The following is a 17,790-nucleotide window of genomic DNA, read 5'->3' as shown; positions in this document are numbered from 1 at the left end:
TAACAATCGTTGATGATGCAGCACATCAGTCAACTGAATCATTTTTCTGTCTATTCTCCCTTTTTTAGTGTGACTGGCAAAACGTAGTTTCTCTTTATGCCGCTGAATTCGTTGCTGATTTCTTTTAAAAGAAGGTCAACGGTTAATTTAGCCATCGCGCGAATCGGCTGAACAATGGTTGTCAGTTCAGGAAGACAGGTGGTCACCGTAGTCGTGCCATCGTAACCGACGACGGCAATATCCCGGTCCATCTTTCGAATGATGCTCAGTGCGATGGCCGCAGTGATGTCGTCACTGAGAAAAATCCCCTCAAGATTCAGATGGCTGGCAATCATTGTTTTGAGCAGCTGTTTTTTGGCACGTATATCAAGTGACGACTCAATGTTATAAGTTTTGCAGGGAAGTCCGTGCGCCTCCATCGCATCTTCATAGCCTTTCTGCTGCTGACTGCAGGAAAGTGATCTGCGCGTATGCATGCCATTGACATGAACAATTCGGGTCCGCCCTTGACGAAGCAGTTCCTCCGTTGCCATTCTGCCTCCCTGATAATGATCACTTCTGACAACGGTGACGGTTCCGGTGGCGTCACGATCGATGGCGATGACTGGCAATTGGGCCTGCAGATAAGCATCAATACCGAGACTATGCGTACCGATAATCACTCCGTCTACCTGGCTGGCAAGCAGCATATTCAGATAGTTTTTTTCTTTGTCTGCCTGATCCATCGTATTGCAGATCAGCACCTTATAGTTTTTCTCGAATAATAAATTTTCAATTTGGGCAATCATTTCACCAAAAAATGGCTGGCTGGTTGACGGAAAGATGATGCCAATGAGATGAGTTTTGCTGACGAATAACGAACGTGCAATTTCATTAGGATGATAATTCAGCCTTTGAACGGCATCATGGACACGCTTTCTTGTTTTATCACTGATGGCACCACGGTTATTTAACACGCGTGAGACTGTTGTTGGTGAGACGCCAGCGGCTTTTGCAACGTCTTCAAGTTTTGGCTTTGCTTTCAATGTCGAATCCCCCTCAATGCGTGCTGGAAAAATAATTAAATATAATATATGGATACAATTCCATCTTTTACTAGTATTATAGCTTAAATACTCTCTGCAAAAGAGAGTTGTCACGGAGTTTACAAGTTTGGAAAGGATACCAAATTTTAAAAATCCTTAGTAGTGGTCAGCAATGAATCTGGTGTGAGGCTTTTATCTTTGAGATACATCGTTTGAAAACGTAACAATGTTATGTTATATTCGTTTTATCATGATAGGGGGGCTGCTTGTGCGTGATGAAGAACTGATTACGAAGAAGGAGCTTCTCGAACGCACTGGAATTTCTTACGGACAGCTGTATCGCTGGAAGCGAAAACAGCTTATACCGGAATCCTGGTTTATCCGAAAAGCTACATTTACGGGGCAGGAAACGTTTTTCCCAAAAGAAAAAATATTAAAACGTGTACAGGCGATTTCTGAGATGAAAGATAATCTCTCGCTGGATGAACTGGCGGAAAAGTTCTCCCCCCGGGCAGTAACTAAAATTGTATTAACCGAACAGGAATTGCTTGATCAGAACATTGTTTCGGAAGCAACACTGATTATTTTCAAGGAACTGGCAGCAAAAGTGAACGAATTCCGATTTGATGATCTGCTTACCTTGTCCATTCTGGATCAAATGCTGAAAAGCGGGCAGATGAATCGTTTCGAGGCACAGGATTTACTAGATGTACTGAAAAAAAACAGCTCCAAAATTTATGATAAAAATGGTTGCCTCTATTTTGTCCGCAAAATGGGTGTATCCATCGTGTTCATTACTGAAGAGGACGTTGCAGTGTACTTGGACGAGCATGCGAAGCTGATCGGAAAACAACGGATTTCCGCACATATGGAAAGACTTAAAGCGGTCATTGAGCGGACGGATCCGTCGGATAAAAACAGGGAGGATTTGCGAAAATGAGCCAGGAACGTAAAAGTGATTTCAGAGTCATGGGTGAATCGCACTCGGGAGGCGGAGCATTCGACAAAGTACGTATTATGGGTGAATGCACAATTAATGGGTCACTGGAAGCCAACTCATGCAAAGTCATGGGTGAATGCGTTGTCAAAGGAGACCTGTCCTGTGACTATTTTAAAAATATGGGTGAGGTCTCTGTCGATGGGCGGTTTGCGGCGGGCGAAGCTCGGTTTATGGGCGAGACAAGAATCGGCGGAGATTGCATGCTGCGGCAGTCGTCCATATACGGTCAACTGTTTGCCGGAAAAAACCTCACTGGAGACAATCTGAAGGTGCGCGGCACGCTGCAAGCCACAGGTGATGTTTCGCTGGAGTCTTTGGAGATGCACGGCGGCATCTATGTTGCTGGATTGCTGAATTGCGATGAAGCCAATATTGCCGTTAAGTTCCGGGCTGAGAACTATGTCAAAGAAATTGGCGCCGGTCGTGTAACCGTGAGGCGCAAACGTTCGTGGTTTAACGCCGCACCTGTGAAACGGTTTCGGGCCGAGATAATTGAAGGTGACTACGTACATCTTGAATATACCGAGGCTTCCGTTGTTCGCGGCTCGGTCATTGAGATCGGCGACGGATGCAAAATTGATCGTGTGGAGTATTCAGGCGCTTATAAGACAAACGGTACATTTGAAGTCGGAAAAGTGATTCGAACAGAATTGAAGAACACTCATTCTGAGGAGGAGTGAGCATGACTGAAGAAAAGAGAAGTTTAACAATATCCGGATCCGGCCGTGCTCCGGGCGGGTGTTATGAAGATGTAAAGATCAGCGGAAGCGGCAAAATTATTGGCGATATAATGTGCGGCAGTATCAGTATTAATGGATCAGGACGTATCAGCGGTGACGTGAAAGGATCAACTATCGCTGTCAGCGGCTCGGCCGTATTTGAAAAACGGGTGATTGCTGAATCGATTAATGTAAATGGAACATGCAGGGCAGAAGGGAATGTTTCTGGAGAGCGTATTCAGGTGAACGGCCGAATGCATACGGCAGCATCAATTCGCGGAGAAAGTGTACGGGTTTCCGGAACTCTGAAAGTTGAAGGTGATTTGGAGAGCGAAGAAATCGTTGCGGAAGGTCCGCTGAATGTCGGTGGTCTGTGCAGTGCGGAACATATCGACATGACGCTTGCCGGTTTTGCTTCGCGTATCGGGGAAATCGGCTGCGGGACATTGACGGTGCATCGTCGCCTGTCGTCCGAGCTGTTTGGCAAACTTTTTAAAGTGTTTGGAAAGAAGCTGATTGTCGATACGATTGAGGGCGATGATCTGTATCTTGAAGATACGGAAGCGAAAGTAATCAGAGGCAATCGTGTCCGGATCGGGCCTGGCTGTTCAATTGGGCGTGTCGCCTATAAAAATGAGTATGCAAAAGATGAAAAGGCGGAGGTTCAGTCCGCCGTTAAAGAGTAAGTGGAAGATGCACTGTGAGGGAGGAAGACGAATGACTGAATTCATCTTTTCCATGCCGAAAGTCATTGGGAGCAATGCACGTGTCTTGATTCTGGGATCGATGCCCGGGCAGGAATCCCTGGCGAAGCAGCAGTATTATGCGAATCCGCGCAATCAGTTCTGGCGGATCATATACGCTCTTTTTGATCAACCTACCGATCCGGCATACGATCAAAAAATTGAATTTCTGAAGAAGCACCGAATTGCCTTGTGGGATTCCGTACATTGCTGCACGCGCAAAGGCAGCCTGGACTCGGCGATCCGTGACGAGCGGGCAAACGATATTCCCGGGCTGCTTGCTGCATATCCGAGTATCCGGGCCATTGCCTTTAATGGAAGCAAGGCGTTCGCTGTGTTTCAGCGCTATTTTAAGTCATCAGTGCCACCGAATGTTGCCTTAATTAAAATGCCGTCAACCAGCCCGACACCATCCCGCTATCCAAAAACACAGGCAGAAAAAATTCAGGAATGGTCACAAATGAAGCGTTATTTATAAATGCAGCACGTGTGAAACATAGCCTTAAAAAATTTATCAGCTCTGTGCTGCCCGATCAAAAACAATCTGTTCATTGACAACAGTCTTTGTTACTGAGAGGTTGCGCAGATAAGCGTGAGGGACAAGGAACGGATTCTGATCGGTCATGGTGAAATCGGCCGCTCTCCCGGGTTCGATCGTACCAAATCGTTCATCGGCTCCGCATGCCGCGGCACTTCCTTTTGTATAAAGCGCAATGGCGTCAAAGACACTCAAAGCTTCTTCAGAAAAGTAGTGTTTCCCGTCCGGATCTGCGTCACATGTACGTGTTACAGCTGCATGAATGCTGAGAAACGGATTCGGCACTTCAATGGGTGCGTCGCTGCCGCCGGAAGTTCTAAACCCGCAGTTCTGGATTGTTTTCCAGGCGAATGAAAGCGGCGGTCTGTTCGGACCGAGAACATCCAGTGCCCAGGGTAGATCACTGCTCATGAATTGTGGCTGGATATCGAAAATGAGCGGCAGGCCTGCTGCTTCTTCCAGCATACGTGGACGAAGCCACGGTGTGTGGATCATGCGGTCTTTTTGTCCGGGCAGCGGCGGATATGCCCGGAGTACGCGGATGACCTCCTCAAAAGCACGGTCCCCGATAATATGTACAGCGATGGGCAGGTGTGCCCAGCGCGCCTGCCGGACGAGCGCTTCAAATTCTTCTTCGGAATGGAAACGCAGTCCGTAATTGTCCGGCTCCCCCGCATACGGATGTGTCATGAAAGCGGTGCGGGAGCCCACGGTCCCATCGTAAAAAATTTTCATTGCACCAAGCGACACAAAAGCGGTGGGGTCCTTGATTGATTCCGGAGCGTGCAAATAGGCACCGAGTTCCCGATGGTGAATGAGCAGATGTGCACGAAAAGGAAATTTGGCGGAAAGGACATTGCGGAAGGCCTGAACGGTTCCGGAAAAGCCGTTGAAGTAGTGCAGATCTTCCGAATGAGCACCTGTGATTCCTTTTTTCCATAAATCCCTGACAGCGATTTGCAGAAGCCGCTCCAGTTCTTTTGTGTCTTCAGTTGGGAAACGTTCGATTGCAAGCATCGATGCTTCATCGCGCAATACGCCGGTAGGCCATCCGTCAACATCGAGATCGATCATGCCGCCGCCACTGAAAATCTGATGCCGCTTCAGCCCGATTTTATGCATGAACGGCGTGTTGACGCTGACCGTATGGTAGTCGATCCTGCGAACGAGAATAGGGTGTGTGTTACTGATTGGATCCAGATCATGGCGCGTCAGCAATCCAGGACTGCCGGTTAGGCTGTTGTCATCATAACCTTCGACAAACAGCCATTCGCCATCTTTTAAAATCGCCGCGCGCTGACGGATTGCCTCCAGACAGGCGGCTTTTGTTGTAAAGGAAGACAGATTCAGCCGATCCAATGCCTGGCCGTACCAGAGCAGATGCATATGGCTGTCGACAAAACCCGGAAAGACAACGTTTCCCTGAAGGTCCACGGTCTCTGCATGCAGTTTTTGGGCAGCCGTGTCAGCGGCTCGGCCCACAGCAATAATTTGCCCGTGATCAGTAAGGACGCTGCGGGCGACCTGACCTGATTTTTTCATCGTGTAAAAAGTTCCGTTTGTCCAAAGTTTCATGTGTATCATCTCACTTTTTATTAAAAATGAGCGGGGCATAGCCCGCAATTCCGATCATGTGACAAGAAGGTCGTTAAACATTGCCGGTGATCGTTGATTTATTCTGAAAACAAAGCAGGTCATCAAAATAAGAAAAGTTGCCTGTCTGTATACCCGTGATTAAAAATGGATAGAAATCAGGGAACAAGATCGGTATAATGGCAGTATTATGTTGTCTGCGCGCCCTTCGGAGCTGTGCAAAGACAAAAGGTGGGTTAAGGGCGGTCGCTTGAGCAGCAAACCCGCAAACCAGTCTGCCACTTATTTTATACTTTAATGACAGTATATCAAAGCGAGGGATTTTATAGTGATTGCTGAAGAATTCAAGCAAATGCTTGGTCAAAAATCGGTCATTCGGGAACTGTCCGAATATGCAGCGGAACGTGCAAAACAAATTGGCTATGAGAATGTTTTTGATTACAGTCTTGGCAACCCTTCGGTGCCTGTACCTCAGGCTTTTACCGATAAACTTGAGGAACTGGCTGCAAGCAGGGACACCATGGCTGTTCATGGATACAGCCCAAGTCTGGGCATTACTTCGGTCCGCGAGAAGGTAGCTGCTTCGCTTTCAAGAAGGTTTGGACTTAACTATAAGAAAGAACATATTTTTATGACATCGGGCGCTGCCGGTGCACTTGCACATGCACTGCGCGCGGTGGTCACAGCGGGTGATGAAGTCATTACTTTCGCCCCTTTTTTTCCGGAATATACGCCTTATGTGCATGGACTTGGCGCCCAATTGAAAGTGGTCCCGCCGAATACAGAAACTTTGCAGATCAATTTTGAGGCATTTGAAGCAATGTTCTCGCCAAGGGTGCAGGCAGTGCTGGTCAATACACCGAATAATCCTTCGGGTGCCGTTTACTCATCCGAAACGGTAAAAAGGCTTGCCGACTTTCTGGTACGGAAAGAACAGGAATACGGTCACGATATTTACATCATTTCCGATGAGCCTTACCGGGAAATTGTTTATGATCATGTGGAAGCTCCTTATATCGCGAAGTACTATACACATACAATAACCTGCTATTCGTTCAGTAAATCATTGTCGCTGCCGGGTGAACGTATCGGTTACGTTGCCGCCAATCCGAATAATCCAGATGCGGCGCTGATTATATCCATGTGCGGACAAATCTCGCGGGGTATCGGTCACAACTGCCCGCCGTCGATTATTCAGCTGGCCGTTGCTGAAGTGATTGACATGACTGCCGATCTGTCAGTGTATGAGACCAACATGAACATTCTTTACGACGGGCTGACCAGGCTTGGCTTTTCCTGTGTCAGACCCGGCGGCACTTTTTATATTTTCCCAAAAGCACTTGAGGAAGACGCAGTTGCTTTCTGCAGGCATGCACTGAAATATGACTTGATTCTCGTGCCAGCTGACAGTTTCGGCTGTCCGGGTTATTTCCGCATGGCATACTGCATTCCAACTGAGAAAGTAGAGCGCTCACTGACTGCTTTTGAGAAACTGGTTAAAGACTATCGATGATGGCTGGAATTTAACACCCGGATCCTGTCGAAGGGTCCTGCATCATAGCTAAAAAGGCCTCCTCACCGCTGTAATGAGTGAGACAGCCTTTTCAAGCTATAAGAAAGCATATAAATTTTAAGGAAAATAGTATAAGCGCGACGGCGGCCTTGGCTTCGCCAGAAGCTTGGCGAAGCCAGGTTTTCTAATCGGAGGGTGCTTTCGCGACGCATCAGGAAGTCATTGTCTGCCCGCCATTAACATGAATGGTCTGGCCGGTAATATAAGAACCATCTTCAGAGGCAAGCAGGACGTAAGCCGGTGCCAGTTCATAGGGCTGCCCCGAACGTTTCATAGGTGTGTTTGCACCCAATGTTTTTACTGTTTCCGCCGACCATGACGCAGGTTGAAGCGGTGTCCAGATTGGCCCGGGTGCAATCGCGTTCACACGTATTCCTTTTCCAGCCAGATTATGAGCAAGTGCGCGCGTGAAGCTGACGATCGCCCCTTTGGTTGAAGCATAATCAATTAACTGACCGCTTCCTGCGTACGCCTGTACCGACGTTGTGTTGATGATACTGTCGCCGCTCCTGAGATAAGGAACAACTGCACGTGTAAGGCGGAAAAAAGATTGAATATTAACATCAAAGGTAGTCTCCAGCTGCTGATCGGTAATTTTTTCAATCGATGGCTGGGGGAACTGGACACCGGCGTTATTGACTAAGATATTGATACTGCCGAAGGCCTTCAGAGTCTGGGCAATAATCTGTTCGGCTGCCTTCTTTTCTCGAAGGTCGATCGGAAGAAGAAGGCTTTTTCGTCCCAGCTTTTCTACAGCTTCCTTTGTTGCACGCGCGTCTTGTTCTTCATTCAGATAGACAAGGACCGAATTGGCGCCTTCTTTTGCAAATGCAACGGCAATCGCGCGTCCGATGCCGCTGTCACCGCCGGTAATGATTGCGGTTTTATGCTTTAGCTTTCCGGTGCCGATGTAATTGGGATTATCATAAATGGGCAGCGGATTCATCATGTATTCCAGACCGGGCTGACGATTCTGGTGCTGAGGCGGAAAGGTGATAGGCACTTCTTCACACTTTGTCACAGATCCGTAGTATGGAATGATCGGTTGCATCATTATGCTCCTTTCTTTTCTTTGCTGATTTCAACAGTATATGCGGGGTAATTTGGGCAGGTGCCTGTGTCATAGCTATTCATCATTTTTCAAATTTTGTCGATAAAATAATAAAGACCGACGTAAATAATGACAAAAAATGATAAACTAATGATGGACAGCATGTCATCGAAACCGGAGGCAGACAATGAAAAAAGTACTCTTTTTATTATTCCTGATCTCTGCTCTTGTCCTGACTGGATGTGCCAATCAGGAAGATCAGGCCTATGATCAGGCCATGGAAAAAGGTCGGGCTGCTCTCGTTTCAAAAGATTATGACGCGGCACAGAGTTATTTTAAAAAGGCTCTGCAGTATAAGAAAAAGGATAAAAAAGCAGCGATTTTATCAGCGCAGACGAATCATTTCATAGCGGCAAAATCGATGCTGGATCAGCCGGATCAAGCACTAAAAGCGTTAAATGCTGTGATCCTTCAAAAAAACGGTTCGGGTACGCTACGAAAAGATGCAAGGGAGTTAAGAGAACAAGTGATGTCGGCAAAACAGAAAAATGCTGAAGGCAGTTCATCTGAACAAACGGCCGCAGGCGCGGCAACGTCGTCCGAGCCGTCAGAATCATCCAATAGCAGCAGTAGTCCGAGTGATCAGCCGTCTGCTTCATCATCTGATTCCTCATCCGAAAATTCAAGTGTTTCTGTAACACAGGAACAGGCAGAAGCTGCGGTTATTAAAGCAGCCGGGCATACTCCGGACGAAGTTTATATCGACACGACGGACAACGGCACCTATTATTCCATGGAACTGCGTGAGCGGCATAAAAATGACAGTGCTGCCGATCCGGATACGGCGCCGTCAGCAGGATTTTTCCGCTACTATAAAAGTTCCGGCAAGATTACTCAGCTTGACTTGCTCAGCAATACGTATAAAGAAATTAAGTAATGACGCACATCAGAGAAAAAACCGACATGGACTCATAAGCAGCCGCTTATGGGTCCATAATGATATAGGAACGGTTTTTTATAGAGAGGGACTACGATGGACGATCAAAATCACGATTTCTGCAAGGATTGGCTAGTTTCCTTAACGTGTGAAGAGAGGATGGTACCGGATGCGCTGATTTTGCATAGTCAGTGGATCGATCACCAGGATCTTTCTTTGTGGCGCGCACTGCTTGGCGCGAAGGCGTCGACTCCTGACTGGAACACAGTCACCGGTGATTTTCTCGGCAGACGGATTGCTTTTGCCCATGTCTTCGGCCCATCGATGGTTGCAGCGACGATGTACCCCTGGGCCATGCGCGGCAGTGGACTTTTCATCCATACAGGTTACGCGAATCGTTTAAGACGGGACACTTGTCCGGGTAGTATTCTTATTGCCGAATCCGCGTACGCTGAATCGGTAACAGAGTCCGCTGTTTTCCATGCAGCACCTGAGCTGGTTGATCAGGCCGTTTATTTTTGCGAACAGAGTGGCTATCCCTATCGAGTGGGCACGGTGATTAGCGCATCTGCCTTGCCGTCAGCGGAAGAGGGACATTGGCGGAAATGGGAAAAAGAAAATCTGGATGGCGTCGACATGGAAACCGCCTCCGTCTTTTCACTTGCCTCCCGTCTGGGGAAAAAAAGCATTAGTCTGCTCAACATGGCAGGCCTGGCTGCATGTATGGCTTCAGAGACCAAGCAGTTGTCGGATGAAATCATGAATACAGATCGCCGAATCCGTGAACTCTCACTGCACCTCGCTGCAAGTCAGGTGAAGCAGGAGCCGACGGATGCGGATGGTTGAAATGAATTTTAAACAAAGTGCAATTTTCACAAAAAAATCATTTTTAATCGATTGTGACTGTTTATGGCCAATGGTATACTTTTAGAGTGAAAAAGAAAAAAGATTTCCTGAATATTCGTATGAAAGTGATGAAAATAGCACTTTGCGAATAGTATGTGATTAACCGATGAAAAATTTTTTTATTCATTGTGAAACGAATCACGTATCAGGCGGTCTCAGTTATATCTCCGTTGTTCAGAAACAACGGAGTAGAATAAATTTTATTTAGGAGGATGTTTAAGCATGGCTTTTAAAATCATCGCGTATGGTGTAGAACCTTACGAAGAACATTTGTACAGTGAACTGAATAAATACGGGTACGAACTGACTTTGGTTAATGACTTGCTGACGGCAGACAATGGCGATCTTGCTAAAGGTCACGATGGTGTCCTGCTGTTCGTTAACTGCCTGGCAGACCGTGCCAATCTGGAAAAATTCAATGATTACGGTATCAAATATGTATTTACGCGTACAGCTGGATTTAATCATATTGATCTTCAGGCAGCTGCTGATCTCGGCATTAAAGTCGCCCGCGTGCCTGCTTATTCACCGAATGCGATCGCAGAACTTGCTGTATATCTGGGCACGTCTCTGCTTCGTCACACTGTTTATACAACTGCACGTACGGCAAAATTGAATTTCAAAGTAACGGAAACGAATTTCAGCCACGAAGTTCATAAAATGACGGTTGGTATTGTCGGTACCGGTCATATCGGCTGTGTGGAAGCAGAGTTGTATAAAGGCCTCGGGGCTAAATTACTTGGTTATGATATTTTCCAAAGCGACTTCGCTAAGAAGCTGGTTGAATTTAAGGAATTGGATGAACTGCTTGCTGAATCCGACATCGTCAGCCTGCACCTTCCATATTTCCCTGGAAAGAATGAAAACTTTGTAAACGAAGAATTTATCGGCAAAATGAAAGACGGCGCGATTCTGATTAACACTGCCCGTGGAGAACTCGTTGATGAAGCCGCTGTTACAAAGGCAATCAAGAGTGGCAAGCTTGAAGGCTTTGGCGCCGACGTATTGACTGATGAAGCACGCTTCTTTGGCAAGGATTTCTCTGACGGCAGCGAATTCCCGGATGCAACGATCAAAGAATTGATTGAACTGTATCCTAAAGTATTAATCACACCTCATGTTGCTGCGATGACTGATGTTGCCGTATCGAACATGATCTCAACAAGCTATGACAACTTCAATGCAGCGATCAAAGGCGAAAGTCTTGGCCGTGCGGAAGTTGAACTGCCACAGCCTGCCACTAAATAACCGATCATCAATAATGAACAGCCCTGCCGGATCCGGCAGGGCTGTTTTTTCTTATACTATTAAGAAAGTATATAAAATTTAAGGGAAATAGTATAAGTGCGACGGCGGCTTTCCGCCAGAGGCCTGGCAAAGCCAGGTTTACTTATTTCGCAGAAATCCATGTACACGAGACAACGCTTCCTCATTTTTTTACCCAGGCAGGATGAGTTTCTTAATCGGGCTTCTCTTCCTTTTTTTTGACCTGTTTGTAGAGCTCCTCACTCTCGAGAAAATCAAAAAGACGATTAAGCCAGTCATAATAAGCCAGGATATAGTTGTATTTGTCGATATCTTCTTGAATCTGTTTTTTTTCATCCTCACTGAGCACTTCGGCGTGCATTAATTGCTTCAGTTCTTTAAGCGACTGGCGCACCGCTTTGGCATTTAATGAGGTGACTTTTCGCCATTGATTGGCGAAAAAGTCAGTGAAAATCTGATACCAGTCTTCCTGGGCCGCGTACAGATCTTTACGGATGCCTTTTCTCCAGACACGCTCCACCATATTCAATTCGCTTAATGTCCGCACGGATGTGCTCATGCTCGTCTTACTCATTTTTAATTCTTCTTTCATGTCATCCAGGGTCATCGGACTGCCTTTAAAAAATAAAGTCCCATAAAGGCGCCCGATTGACGGACTGACACCGTAAAGATACATATTTTGAGAAATGGATTCGATAACACGTTCCCTTATATTTTCAATGATCTCAACGTGATCCACAGTATCACCAACTTTAAAGAAAATTCCACACACTCCATTGTATACGTTGCCCGGCACTCTGAAAAGAATAAAAATGTTAAAAGCAGCAATACGCAAAGACGCTTTTATTAAAACATATTGTATAGTATACATCGTTATTTCTGAATGTACAGTTTGAACTGTATAAAATATTATGTTACGATGGGTACTGTTGAGTGGCTCGTTTTTTTCGATGTTCCTGTGCGTACTTACCACGGCCTGCGGCCTGTGCCAGCAGAATGAAAGGTGTATGAAGTCCGCATTTTCCACCAATGCGCTAATTCATGATGAAATAAATTTTATAATTTTTAATGCATGATACAAATCTTTCCAGATGATGTTATAAGTGTGAGGGTGCCTTTGTCAGAGATTTGCCAGTTGGCAAAATTCCCAGCAAAAAAAGAAAGTCTATGATTTTGCCCCGTATCCAATGAATCAAACAATGGTTCAACCGTGTCAAAGCGGAAGGTGCTGGTGCCAGCGAGATCCCGCAGATTCCTGCCTGCCTGAGGAGGCTCGCAGTGCGCCCACGGCAAGCGAGCAACTGAAGCGCCGATTCAGTACCGAAAAGACACGAATCCAGTTCGATTACAGCGTAAAGGGAACTTCCACTAAAGTAAGGGAATTTTCAATAACTATAAGGAACTTTCGCTGGTTGAAAAGGGAGTTCCACTAATGTAAGGAACTTTTTTAATAACTATAAAGAACTTTCGCTAAGGGCGCATACGTCCTGTATGCAACGCGAAAGCCACCGCATCCTGCGGAAGTACGTCCTGTATGCAACGCGAAAGCCACCACATCGTGCGGAAGTAAGGACCGGGCACTTTTTGCACGGTTTTTCTTAATAGAGACTGACGATAAAAACAATCCTAATGGTGATTATAAAGGAAGATGAGGTGTTCGAATGAAAAAAATTGAAGTCAGGCAGGCAATTAAAATTTTCGGTAAAAATCCGAGGCATGGTCTGGAATTACTGGAACAAGGATTAACGAAAAAAGAGATAAAAGAGAAAACCGATTTGAATGTCGGCGTTGCTGAAGCAAGTTTTTATGTTGAATCCGGTGAAATTTTTGTCATCATGGGCCTGTCCGGAAGCGGGAAATCGACCTTGGTCCGACTTCTGAATCGATTAATTGAGCCGACATCAGGGAGTATCTTTATAGACGATCAGGAGATTACACAGATGAAGGCGGAGGAATTGCGTCAAGTTCGGCGTAAGAAAATCAGTATGGTTTTTCAGGGATTCGCGCTCTTTCCTCACCGAACCATTCTTGACAACACATTATTCGGGCTTGAAATTCAGGGACTCGATAAAAGAGAACGTGAAAAGCGAGCACTTGAGGCATTGGCTCTTGTCGGACTGAAGGGCTATGAAGCGAGTTACCCCAGTCAGCTGTCCGGCGGCATGCAGCAGCGCGTCGGGCTTGCCCGCGCATTAGCCAGTGATACGGATATTCTGCTGATGGATGAAGCCTTCAGCGCACTTGATCCGTTAATTCGTAAGGAAATGCAGGATCAGTTGCTTGATTTGCAGGATGCGATGAAAAAAACCATTGTGTTCATCACGCATGATTTGGATGAAGCGCTGCGTATCGGCGATCGAATTGCCTTGATGAAAGACGGGCGCATTGTTCAGATCGGCACACCTGAAGAGATTCTCATGAATCCGGCCAATGACTATGTGGCGCATTTTGTTGAAGACGTTGATCTGAGTAAGGTCATCACAGCAGGAAACATTATGACTCATGCGGATGCGGTAACTATTGATCGTGGTGCCCGCGTTGCGCTAAAGCTGATGAATGACAATGGCATTTCAAGCATTTTCGCTGTTGATCGCAGTCAGAAGCTGCTTGGTGTCGTGGATGCAGACGATGCAGCACAGGCGATTAAAACGAGTACGGCAATTGGTGAATTTGTTAAAAAGGTGCAGCCGGTTAAAGTGGATACACATCTGAACGATCTGTTTGACGATATTTCAAAATCATCGATTCCACTCGCGGTTGTTGATGATCAGGGGAGACTGCGCGGGCTTGTACGACGTGGAGCGATTATTCACGCGCTGGCAGGAAATACACCCTTAACGAAAGATAAGGAGGTGCAGCACTCATGAATGCCACCTTTTTGCCTAAAATACCAATCGGTCACTGGGCGGATGTATTCATTCAATTCATTACTGATCACTTTGATACATTTTTCGGTTATATAGCCTCCGGAATCCAGGGCTTTGTTGACAGTCTGGTCTGGCTGTTTCTGTTTATGACGCCCGTTGTTTTTATCTTGATCTGTGCAGGCGTTGCTTTTTGGCGACGGGGCTGGGGCGTTGCTCTGTTTACGTTGATTGGACTGATTCTGATCTATGATCTGGGCTACTGGCAGCATGCCATGCAGACTTTTGCTCTTGTCCTGACTTCAGTGGTTCTTTCCATAATAATCGGCCTTCCGCTCGGCATACTGGCTGGCATTAATCGAACGTTTCACCGCATCGTGACACCGATTCTTGATTTTATGCAGACGATGCCCTCATTCGTTTATTTGATTCCGGCTATTTTCCTGTTCGGAACCGGTATGCCGCCCGGGGTTGTGGCGACAATTGTCTTTGCCATGCCGCCGACGATTCGTATGACCGGGCTGGGAATTCGCCAGGTTCCCGGCGATCTCATTGAAGCATCAAATGCATTTGGTTCGACTACATGGCAGAAACTAGTTAAGGTGCAGATTCCACTGGCAGCGCCGACAATCATGGCGGGCGTGAATCAGAGCATCATGCTTTCATTATCGATGGTTGTCGTAGCGTCGCTTGTCGGTGCACCAGGGCTTGGGGCTGATGTTTATCTGGCAGTCACGTCACTGAAAACTGACATTGGTGTTGAAGCTGGTCTGGCAATCGTAATTATTGCGATTATGCTGGATCGCATGTCACAAAATACACGAGGTAAAAAGACAGGAGGAGCATAATATGAAGAGGTTTAATCTTATCTTTTTAAGCGCGTTAATCATTGCTGCGTTAACTCTTGCAGGATGCCAGAGCCAGAGTGCGGGCAGTGCGGATTCATTCGGCAATAAAGTTGACCATAAGATTATCGGTATTGATCCGGGTGCCGGTGAAATGAAATTGACGGATCAGGTAGTTAAAGACTACGGGTTGAGTAATTGGACCGTGCAGTCGGGTTCAGAATCAACGATGACCGCTGCGCTTGATAAGGCGATTAAAAAGAAGCAGCCGATCGTTGTTACAGGATGGACACCGCACTGGATGTTCCAGAAATATGATCTGAAATATTTAAAGGATCCGAAGGGAATATACGGAAAGTCAGAAAGCATCCACACTATTGTCCACAAGGGCTTCGAGAAGAAAGATCCCAACGCGACCAAGGTCCTCGATCAGTTTCATTGGACACCTGCGGATATGAGCAAGGTGATGCTCTCGGTTCAGAACGGTACTGATGCCGAGAAAGCAGCAGCGCAATGGGTAAAAGAAAATCCTGACAAAGTCAGTGCGTGGACCAAAGGCGCCAAGAAAGTCAGTGGTAAATCCATTAAACTCGGCTATGTGGCATGGGCCTCTGAAATTGCCAGTACACATGTGATTGCCAAAGTGCTTCAGGATCTGGGGTATAAGGTGACAATGGAGCAGCTTGGTGCAGGGCAAATGTGGGCCGGTCTTGCAAAAGGCAGTGACGATGCTATTGTTGCCGCCTGGCTTCCGTCAACGCATGCGGATTACCTGAAACAATTCAAGGATCAAGTAACTGATCTTGGCCCGAATTTAAAAGGAACAAAGCTGGGGCTGGTTGTTCCTTCTTATGTAAAGATCAATTCAATTGAAGATTTGAAGGATTGATTAGATTGTCTTTCGAATGACTTCCGCTGCTTTTTTACTGTGCGGAAGAGGACGATGCAGAGAACGATAAGTTCATCGGCTATTCAAAGAGGACCGTGGCAACAAAGCGGTCCTTTTGTTTTGACCTCATTTGCTAGTACACATTTGGGATCTTTGTGGGTATCCTTAAATGCAAATTTTCGAAAAATTCCATTGACAACAAGCCATGGATCGTGTAAACTGACAGCACTCACTTAAATAGTCTTCCAAAAAGAAGGTCGCAATCATGTTCCGTTCAAAACAGTACAAAGTAGTCGTCATTTTGATTAGTTAGGACTCAGTGCATCCATCGATTCATCGATCGTATGTGCTTGAGTCCTATTTGTACTGAATGGGACTTAAGCAGAGCCTCATTCAGAGCAGCATCTGGATGGGGCTCTTCGTTTTACTTGGAGAAGTGAACGACGTGCAGATCAGAAAAGAGGCATGGGAGACTGAAGGAGAACAGAAAAAGGAGACGAAAAGGATGAAGATTGTCGTGATTGGTGCAGGTGCGATGGGATTAAGGTATGGTGTGCTTCTTCAGGAAGCAGGGAATGACGTGCATTTCGTAGATACATGGGAACCCAATGTAGAAGAGATCAGGAAAAATGGCGGTGTGCATGTCTGGCGGGACGGTAAGGATGAGCGTTTTGTCAAAGTCAGTATCAGTTATCCGGAGGACTATCATGAAACTCCGGAGCTTGCGATTGTTTTTGTTAAAGACATGCATACAGTTGAAACGATGGAAAGGTGTCAACACTTTATTAGTGAACAGACGTACGTACTGACGAATCAGAACGGTTTCGGCGGTGCTGAATACATTGCCCGGTTTGTTCCGCGTACACATATTATTGCGGGAACGGCAATGATCGCAACCGTCATGAAGGGACCGGGCAAGGTCGATTTCATCGGCAAGCGCGGCGGTGGACATGTGCATATTGTTCGGGTTGAAGGTGAGCCGAATGACTTTATCTACAAGGTTGCAGCAGAAATGGAGAAGGCATTGATGCATCCGACCGTTCAGAAAGACTACATGGGTACGGTCTGGACCAAGCTTGTTTTCAATTCGGTTGTCAACACGCTCTGCACACTGATGAACATAAAAATGGGACAGTTTGCTGCATATAAAAATGCGAAGGAAATGTCACGCAAGCTGATTTATGAAGCTTATGAAGCCATTGATGCCGAAGGATTCAAGATGGAAGTGACCAGAGACGAACTGGTTGAGCAAGTCATGTATGTATCGGAAGTGGGGAATCCGCTTCACTATCCGTCGATGCACCAGGACATGAGCACGAACCGGCCGACTGAAGTCGATTATATTAATGGTGCGATTGTCCGTCTGGCGGAGAAACATGGTCTGGAGGCACCGTACCATTCCATGCTTGTAGACCTTGTTCATCTTAAAGAAGAGTCAAGAAAATATAACGAGGAATAATTTAAAAAGTGTTCTAACAAGATAAGAAACATCCATGACATGCTTGAGGGATAGGGGACACCGCAGATTCCAGCTTGCCCGAGGAGGATCGCGGTGCGTGCACCCGCGACAAGCGAGCAGCCGCAGCGCCAATGCCAACAAAATAAATAGACCAAAAACGCTGGTGGAAAACTGTGAAAGCGAGCGATGACCGGTAAATCATGCTGAATGGCCGGTAAATCGCACTCAAATGATGACAGTGTTGCGATCAATGACCGGGTGCTTCACCCGGTTTTTTAATACTCTTGAATTGTCAAATCAAGTGCAACGAGATCTTTGCCTTCGCCAGAGACTTGGCAAAGGCAAGTTTTCTAAAAAAAATTTCGGATTGCGTCTTGTCAGG

General features: G+C 46.4%; 16 protein-coding genes. 12 read left to right on the top strand and 4 right to left on the bottom strand.

Annotated features, from left to right (window positions below):
- Positions 1 to 50 precede the first annotated feature (50 nt).
- Positions 51 to 1,025 carry a LacI family DNA-binding transcriptional regulator gene (locus M3N64_RS05625; RefSeq protein WP_249099340.1) on the bottom strand — a complete coding sequence of 325 codons (975 nt, stop codon included), beginning with the start codon at positions 1,023 to 1,025 and terminating at the stop codon, positions 51 to 53.
- A 268-nt stretch (positions 1,026 to 1,293) separates the two neighbouring features.
- On the opposite strand from M3N64_RS05625, the gene M3N64_RS05620 reads away from it, so the two are divergent.
- Genes M3N64_RS05620 through M3N64_RS05605 form a run of 4 tightly spaced genes read left to right on the top strand, consistent with a single transcriptional unit; the run spans position 1,294 to position 3,965 of the window.
- On the top strand, positions 1,294 to 1,965 hold the full coding sequence (locus M3N64_RS05620; RefSeq protein WP_249099337.1) for a YhbD family protein: 672 nt from the start codon (positions 1,294 to 1,296) through the stop codon (positions 1,963 to 1,965).
- Complete coding sequence (locus M3N64_RS05615) at positions 1,962 to 2,705, top strand: hypothetical protein (RefSeq protein ID WP_249099332.1); 744 nt, start codon at positions 1,962 to 1,964, stop codon at positions 2,703 to 2,705. The genes M3N64_RS05620 and M3N64_RS05615 overlap by 4 nt, the downstream gene beginning before the upstream one ends.
- 2 nt (positions 2,706 to 2,707) lie before the next feature.
- The gene (locus M3N64_RS05610) at positions 2,708 to 3,430 is read left to right on the top strand and encodes a polymer-forming cytoskeletal protein (RefSeq protein WP_249099329.1); all 723 of its coding nucleotides are present in this window, start codon (positions 2,708 to 2,710) and stop codon (positions 3,428 to 3,430) included.
- 31 nt (positions 3,431 to 3,461) lie between these two features.
- Positions 3,462 to 3,965, top strand: coding sequence for a DNA-deoxyinosine glycosylase (locus M3N64_RS05605; RefSeq protein WP_249099326.1), 504 nt, complete (start codon positions 3,462 to 3,464; stop codon positions 3,963 to 3,965).
- Between the two features lie 36 nt (positions 3,966 to 4,001).
- Here M3N64_RS05605 and M3N64_RS05600 read toward each other — a convergent pair whose 3' ends face one another.
- Positions 4,002 to 5,600: an amidohydrolase gene (locus M3N64_RS05600; protein WP_249099323.1), complete on the bottom strand. Its 1,599-nt coding sequence runs from the start codon at positions 5,598 to 5,600 to the stop codon at positions 4,002 to 4,004.
- Positions 5,601 to 5,946: 346 nt separating this feature from the next.
- Here M3N64_RS05600 and M3N64_RS05595 point away from each other — a divergent pair, with 346 nt between their 5' ends.
- Entirely contained in the window at positions 5,947 to 7,131 is a 1,185-nt protein-coding gene (locus tag M3N64_RS05595; protein ID WP_249099320.1) for a pyridoxal phosphate-dependent aminotransferase, read from the top strand.
- A 211-nt stretch (positions 7,132 to 7,342) separates the two neighbouring features.
- Here M3N64_RS05595 and M3N64_RS05590 read toward each other — a convergent pair whose 3' ends face one another.
- Entirely contained in the window at positions 7,343 to 8,242 is a 900-nt protein-coding gene (locus tag M3N64_RS05590) for an SDR family oxidoreductase (RefSeq protein WP_249099317.1), read from the bottom strand.
- Positions 8,243 to 8,429: 187 nt separating this feature from the next.
- Here M3N64_RS05590 and M3N64_RS05585 point away from each other — a divergent pair, with 187 nt between their 5' ends.
- From M3N64_RS05585 to M3N64_RS05575, 3 genes are all read left to right on the top strand, one after another.
- Positions 8,430 to 9,179 carry a hypothetical protein gene (locus M3N64_RS05585; RefSeq protein ID WP_249099315.1) on the top strand — a complete coding sequence of 250 codons (750 nt, stop codon included), beginning with the start codon at positions 8,430 to 8,432 and terminating at the stop codon, positions 9,177 to 9,179.
- A 96-nt stretch (positions 9,180 to 9,275) separates the two neighbouring features.
- The gene (locus tag M3N64_RS05580) at positions 9,276 to 10,025 is read left to right on the top strand and encodes a phosphorylase family protein (protein ID WP_249099311.1); all 750 of its coding nucleotides are present in this window, start codon (positions 9,276 to 9,278) and stop codon (positions 10,023 to 10,025) included.
- Positions 10,026 to 10,307: 282 nt separating this feature from the next.
- Positions 10,308 to 11,333: an NAD(P)-dependent oxidoreductase gene (locus M3N64_RS05575; RefSeq protein ID WP_249099309.1), complete on the top strand. Its 1,026-nt coding sequence runs from the start codon at positions 10,308 to 10,310 to the stop codon at positions 11,331 to 11,333.
- A gap of 211 nt (positions 11,334 to 11,544) precedes the next feature.
- Here M3N64_RS05575 and M3N64_RS05570 read toward each other — a convergent pair whose 3' ends face one another.
- Positions 11,545 to 12,090 carry a GbsR/MarR family transcriptional regulator gene (locus tag M3N64_RS05570; RefSeq protein WP_249099306.1) on the bottom strand — a complete coding sequence of 182 codons (546 nt, stop codon included), beginning with the start codon at positions 12,088 to 12,090 and terminating at the stop codon, positions 11,545 to 11,547.
- A 922-nt stretch (positions 12,091 to 13,012) separates the two neighbouring features.
- Between M3N64_RS05570 and M3N64_RS05565 the strand changes: the two genes are divergently transcribed.
- The 4 genes from M3N64_RS05565 to M3N64_RS05550 all read left to right on the top strand — a co-directional run bounded on the left by M3N64_RS05565 (position 13,013) and on the right by M3N64_RS05550 (position 17,408).
- Positions 13,013 to 14,218, top strand: a complete 1,206-nt coding sequence (locus M3N64_RS05565) for a quaternary amine ABC transporter ATP-binding protein (protein WP_249099303.1) — start codon at positions 13,013 to 13,015, stop codon at positions 14,216 to 14,218.
- On the top strand, positions 14,215 to 15,063 hold the full coding sequence (locus M3N64_RS05560) for an ABC transporter permease (protein WP_249099299.1): 849 nt from the start codon (positions 14,215 to 14,217) through the stop codon (positions 15,061 to 15,063). Before M3N64_RS05565 ends, M3N64_RS05560 begins: the two co-directional genes overlap by 4 nt.
- Position 15,064: 1 nt before the next feature.
- Complete coding sequence (locus tag M3N64_RS05555) at positions 15,065 to 15,949, top strand: glycine betaine ABC transporter substrate-binding protein (RefSeq protein WP_249099297.1); 885 nt, start codon at positions 15,065 to 15,067, stop codon at positions 15,947 to 15,949.
- A 409-nt stretch (positions 15,950 to 16,358) separates the two neighbouring features.
- Complete coding sequence (locus tag M3N64_RS05550) at positions 16,359 to 17,408, top strand: ketopantoate reductase family protein (protein WP_249099294.1); 1,050 nt, start codon at positions 16,359 to 16,361, stop codon at positions 17,406 to 17,408.
- Positions 17,409 to 17,790 lie beyond the last annotated feature (382 nt).

This window comes from Sporolactobacillus mangiferae (assembly GCF_023336505.1).
Lineage (GTDB): Bacteria > Bacillota > Bacilli > Bacillales > Sporolactobacillaceae > Sporolactobacillus > Sporolactobacillus mangiferae.
The sequence above is the reverse complement of the archived record's forward strand: the minus strand, read 5'-3'. Positions and strand labels throughout refer to the sequence as shown.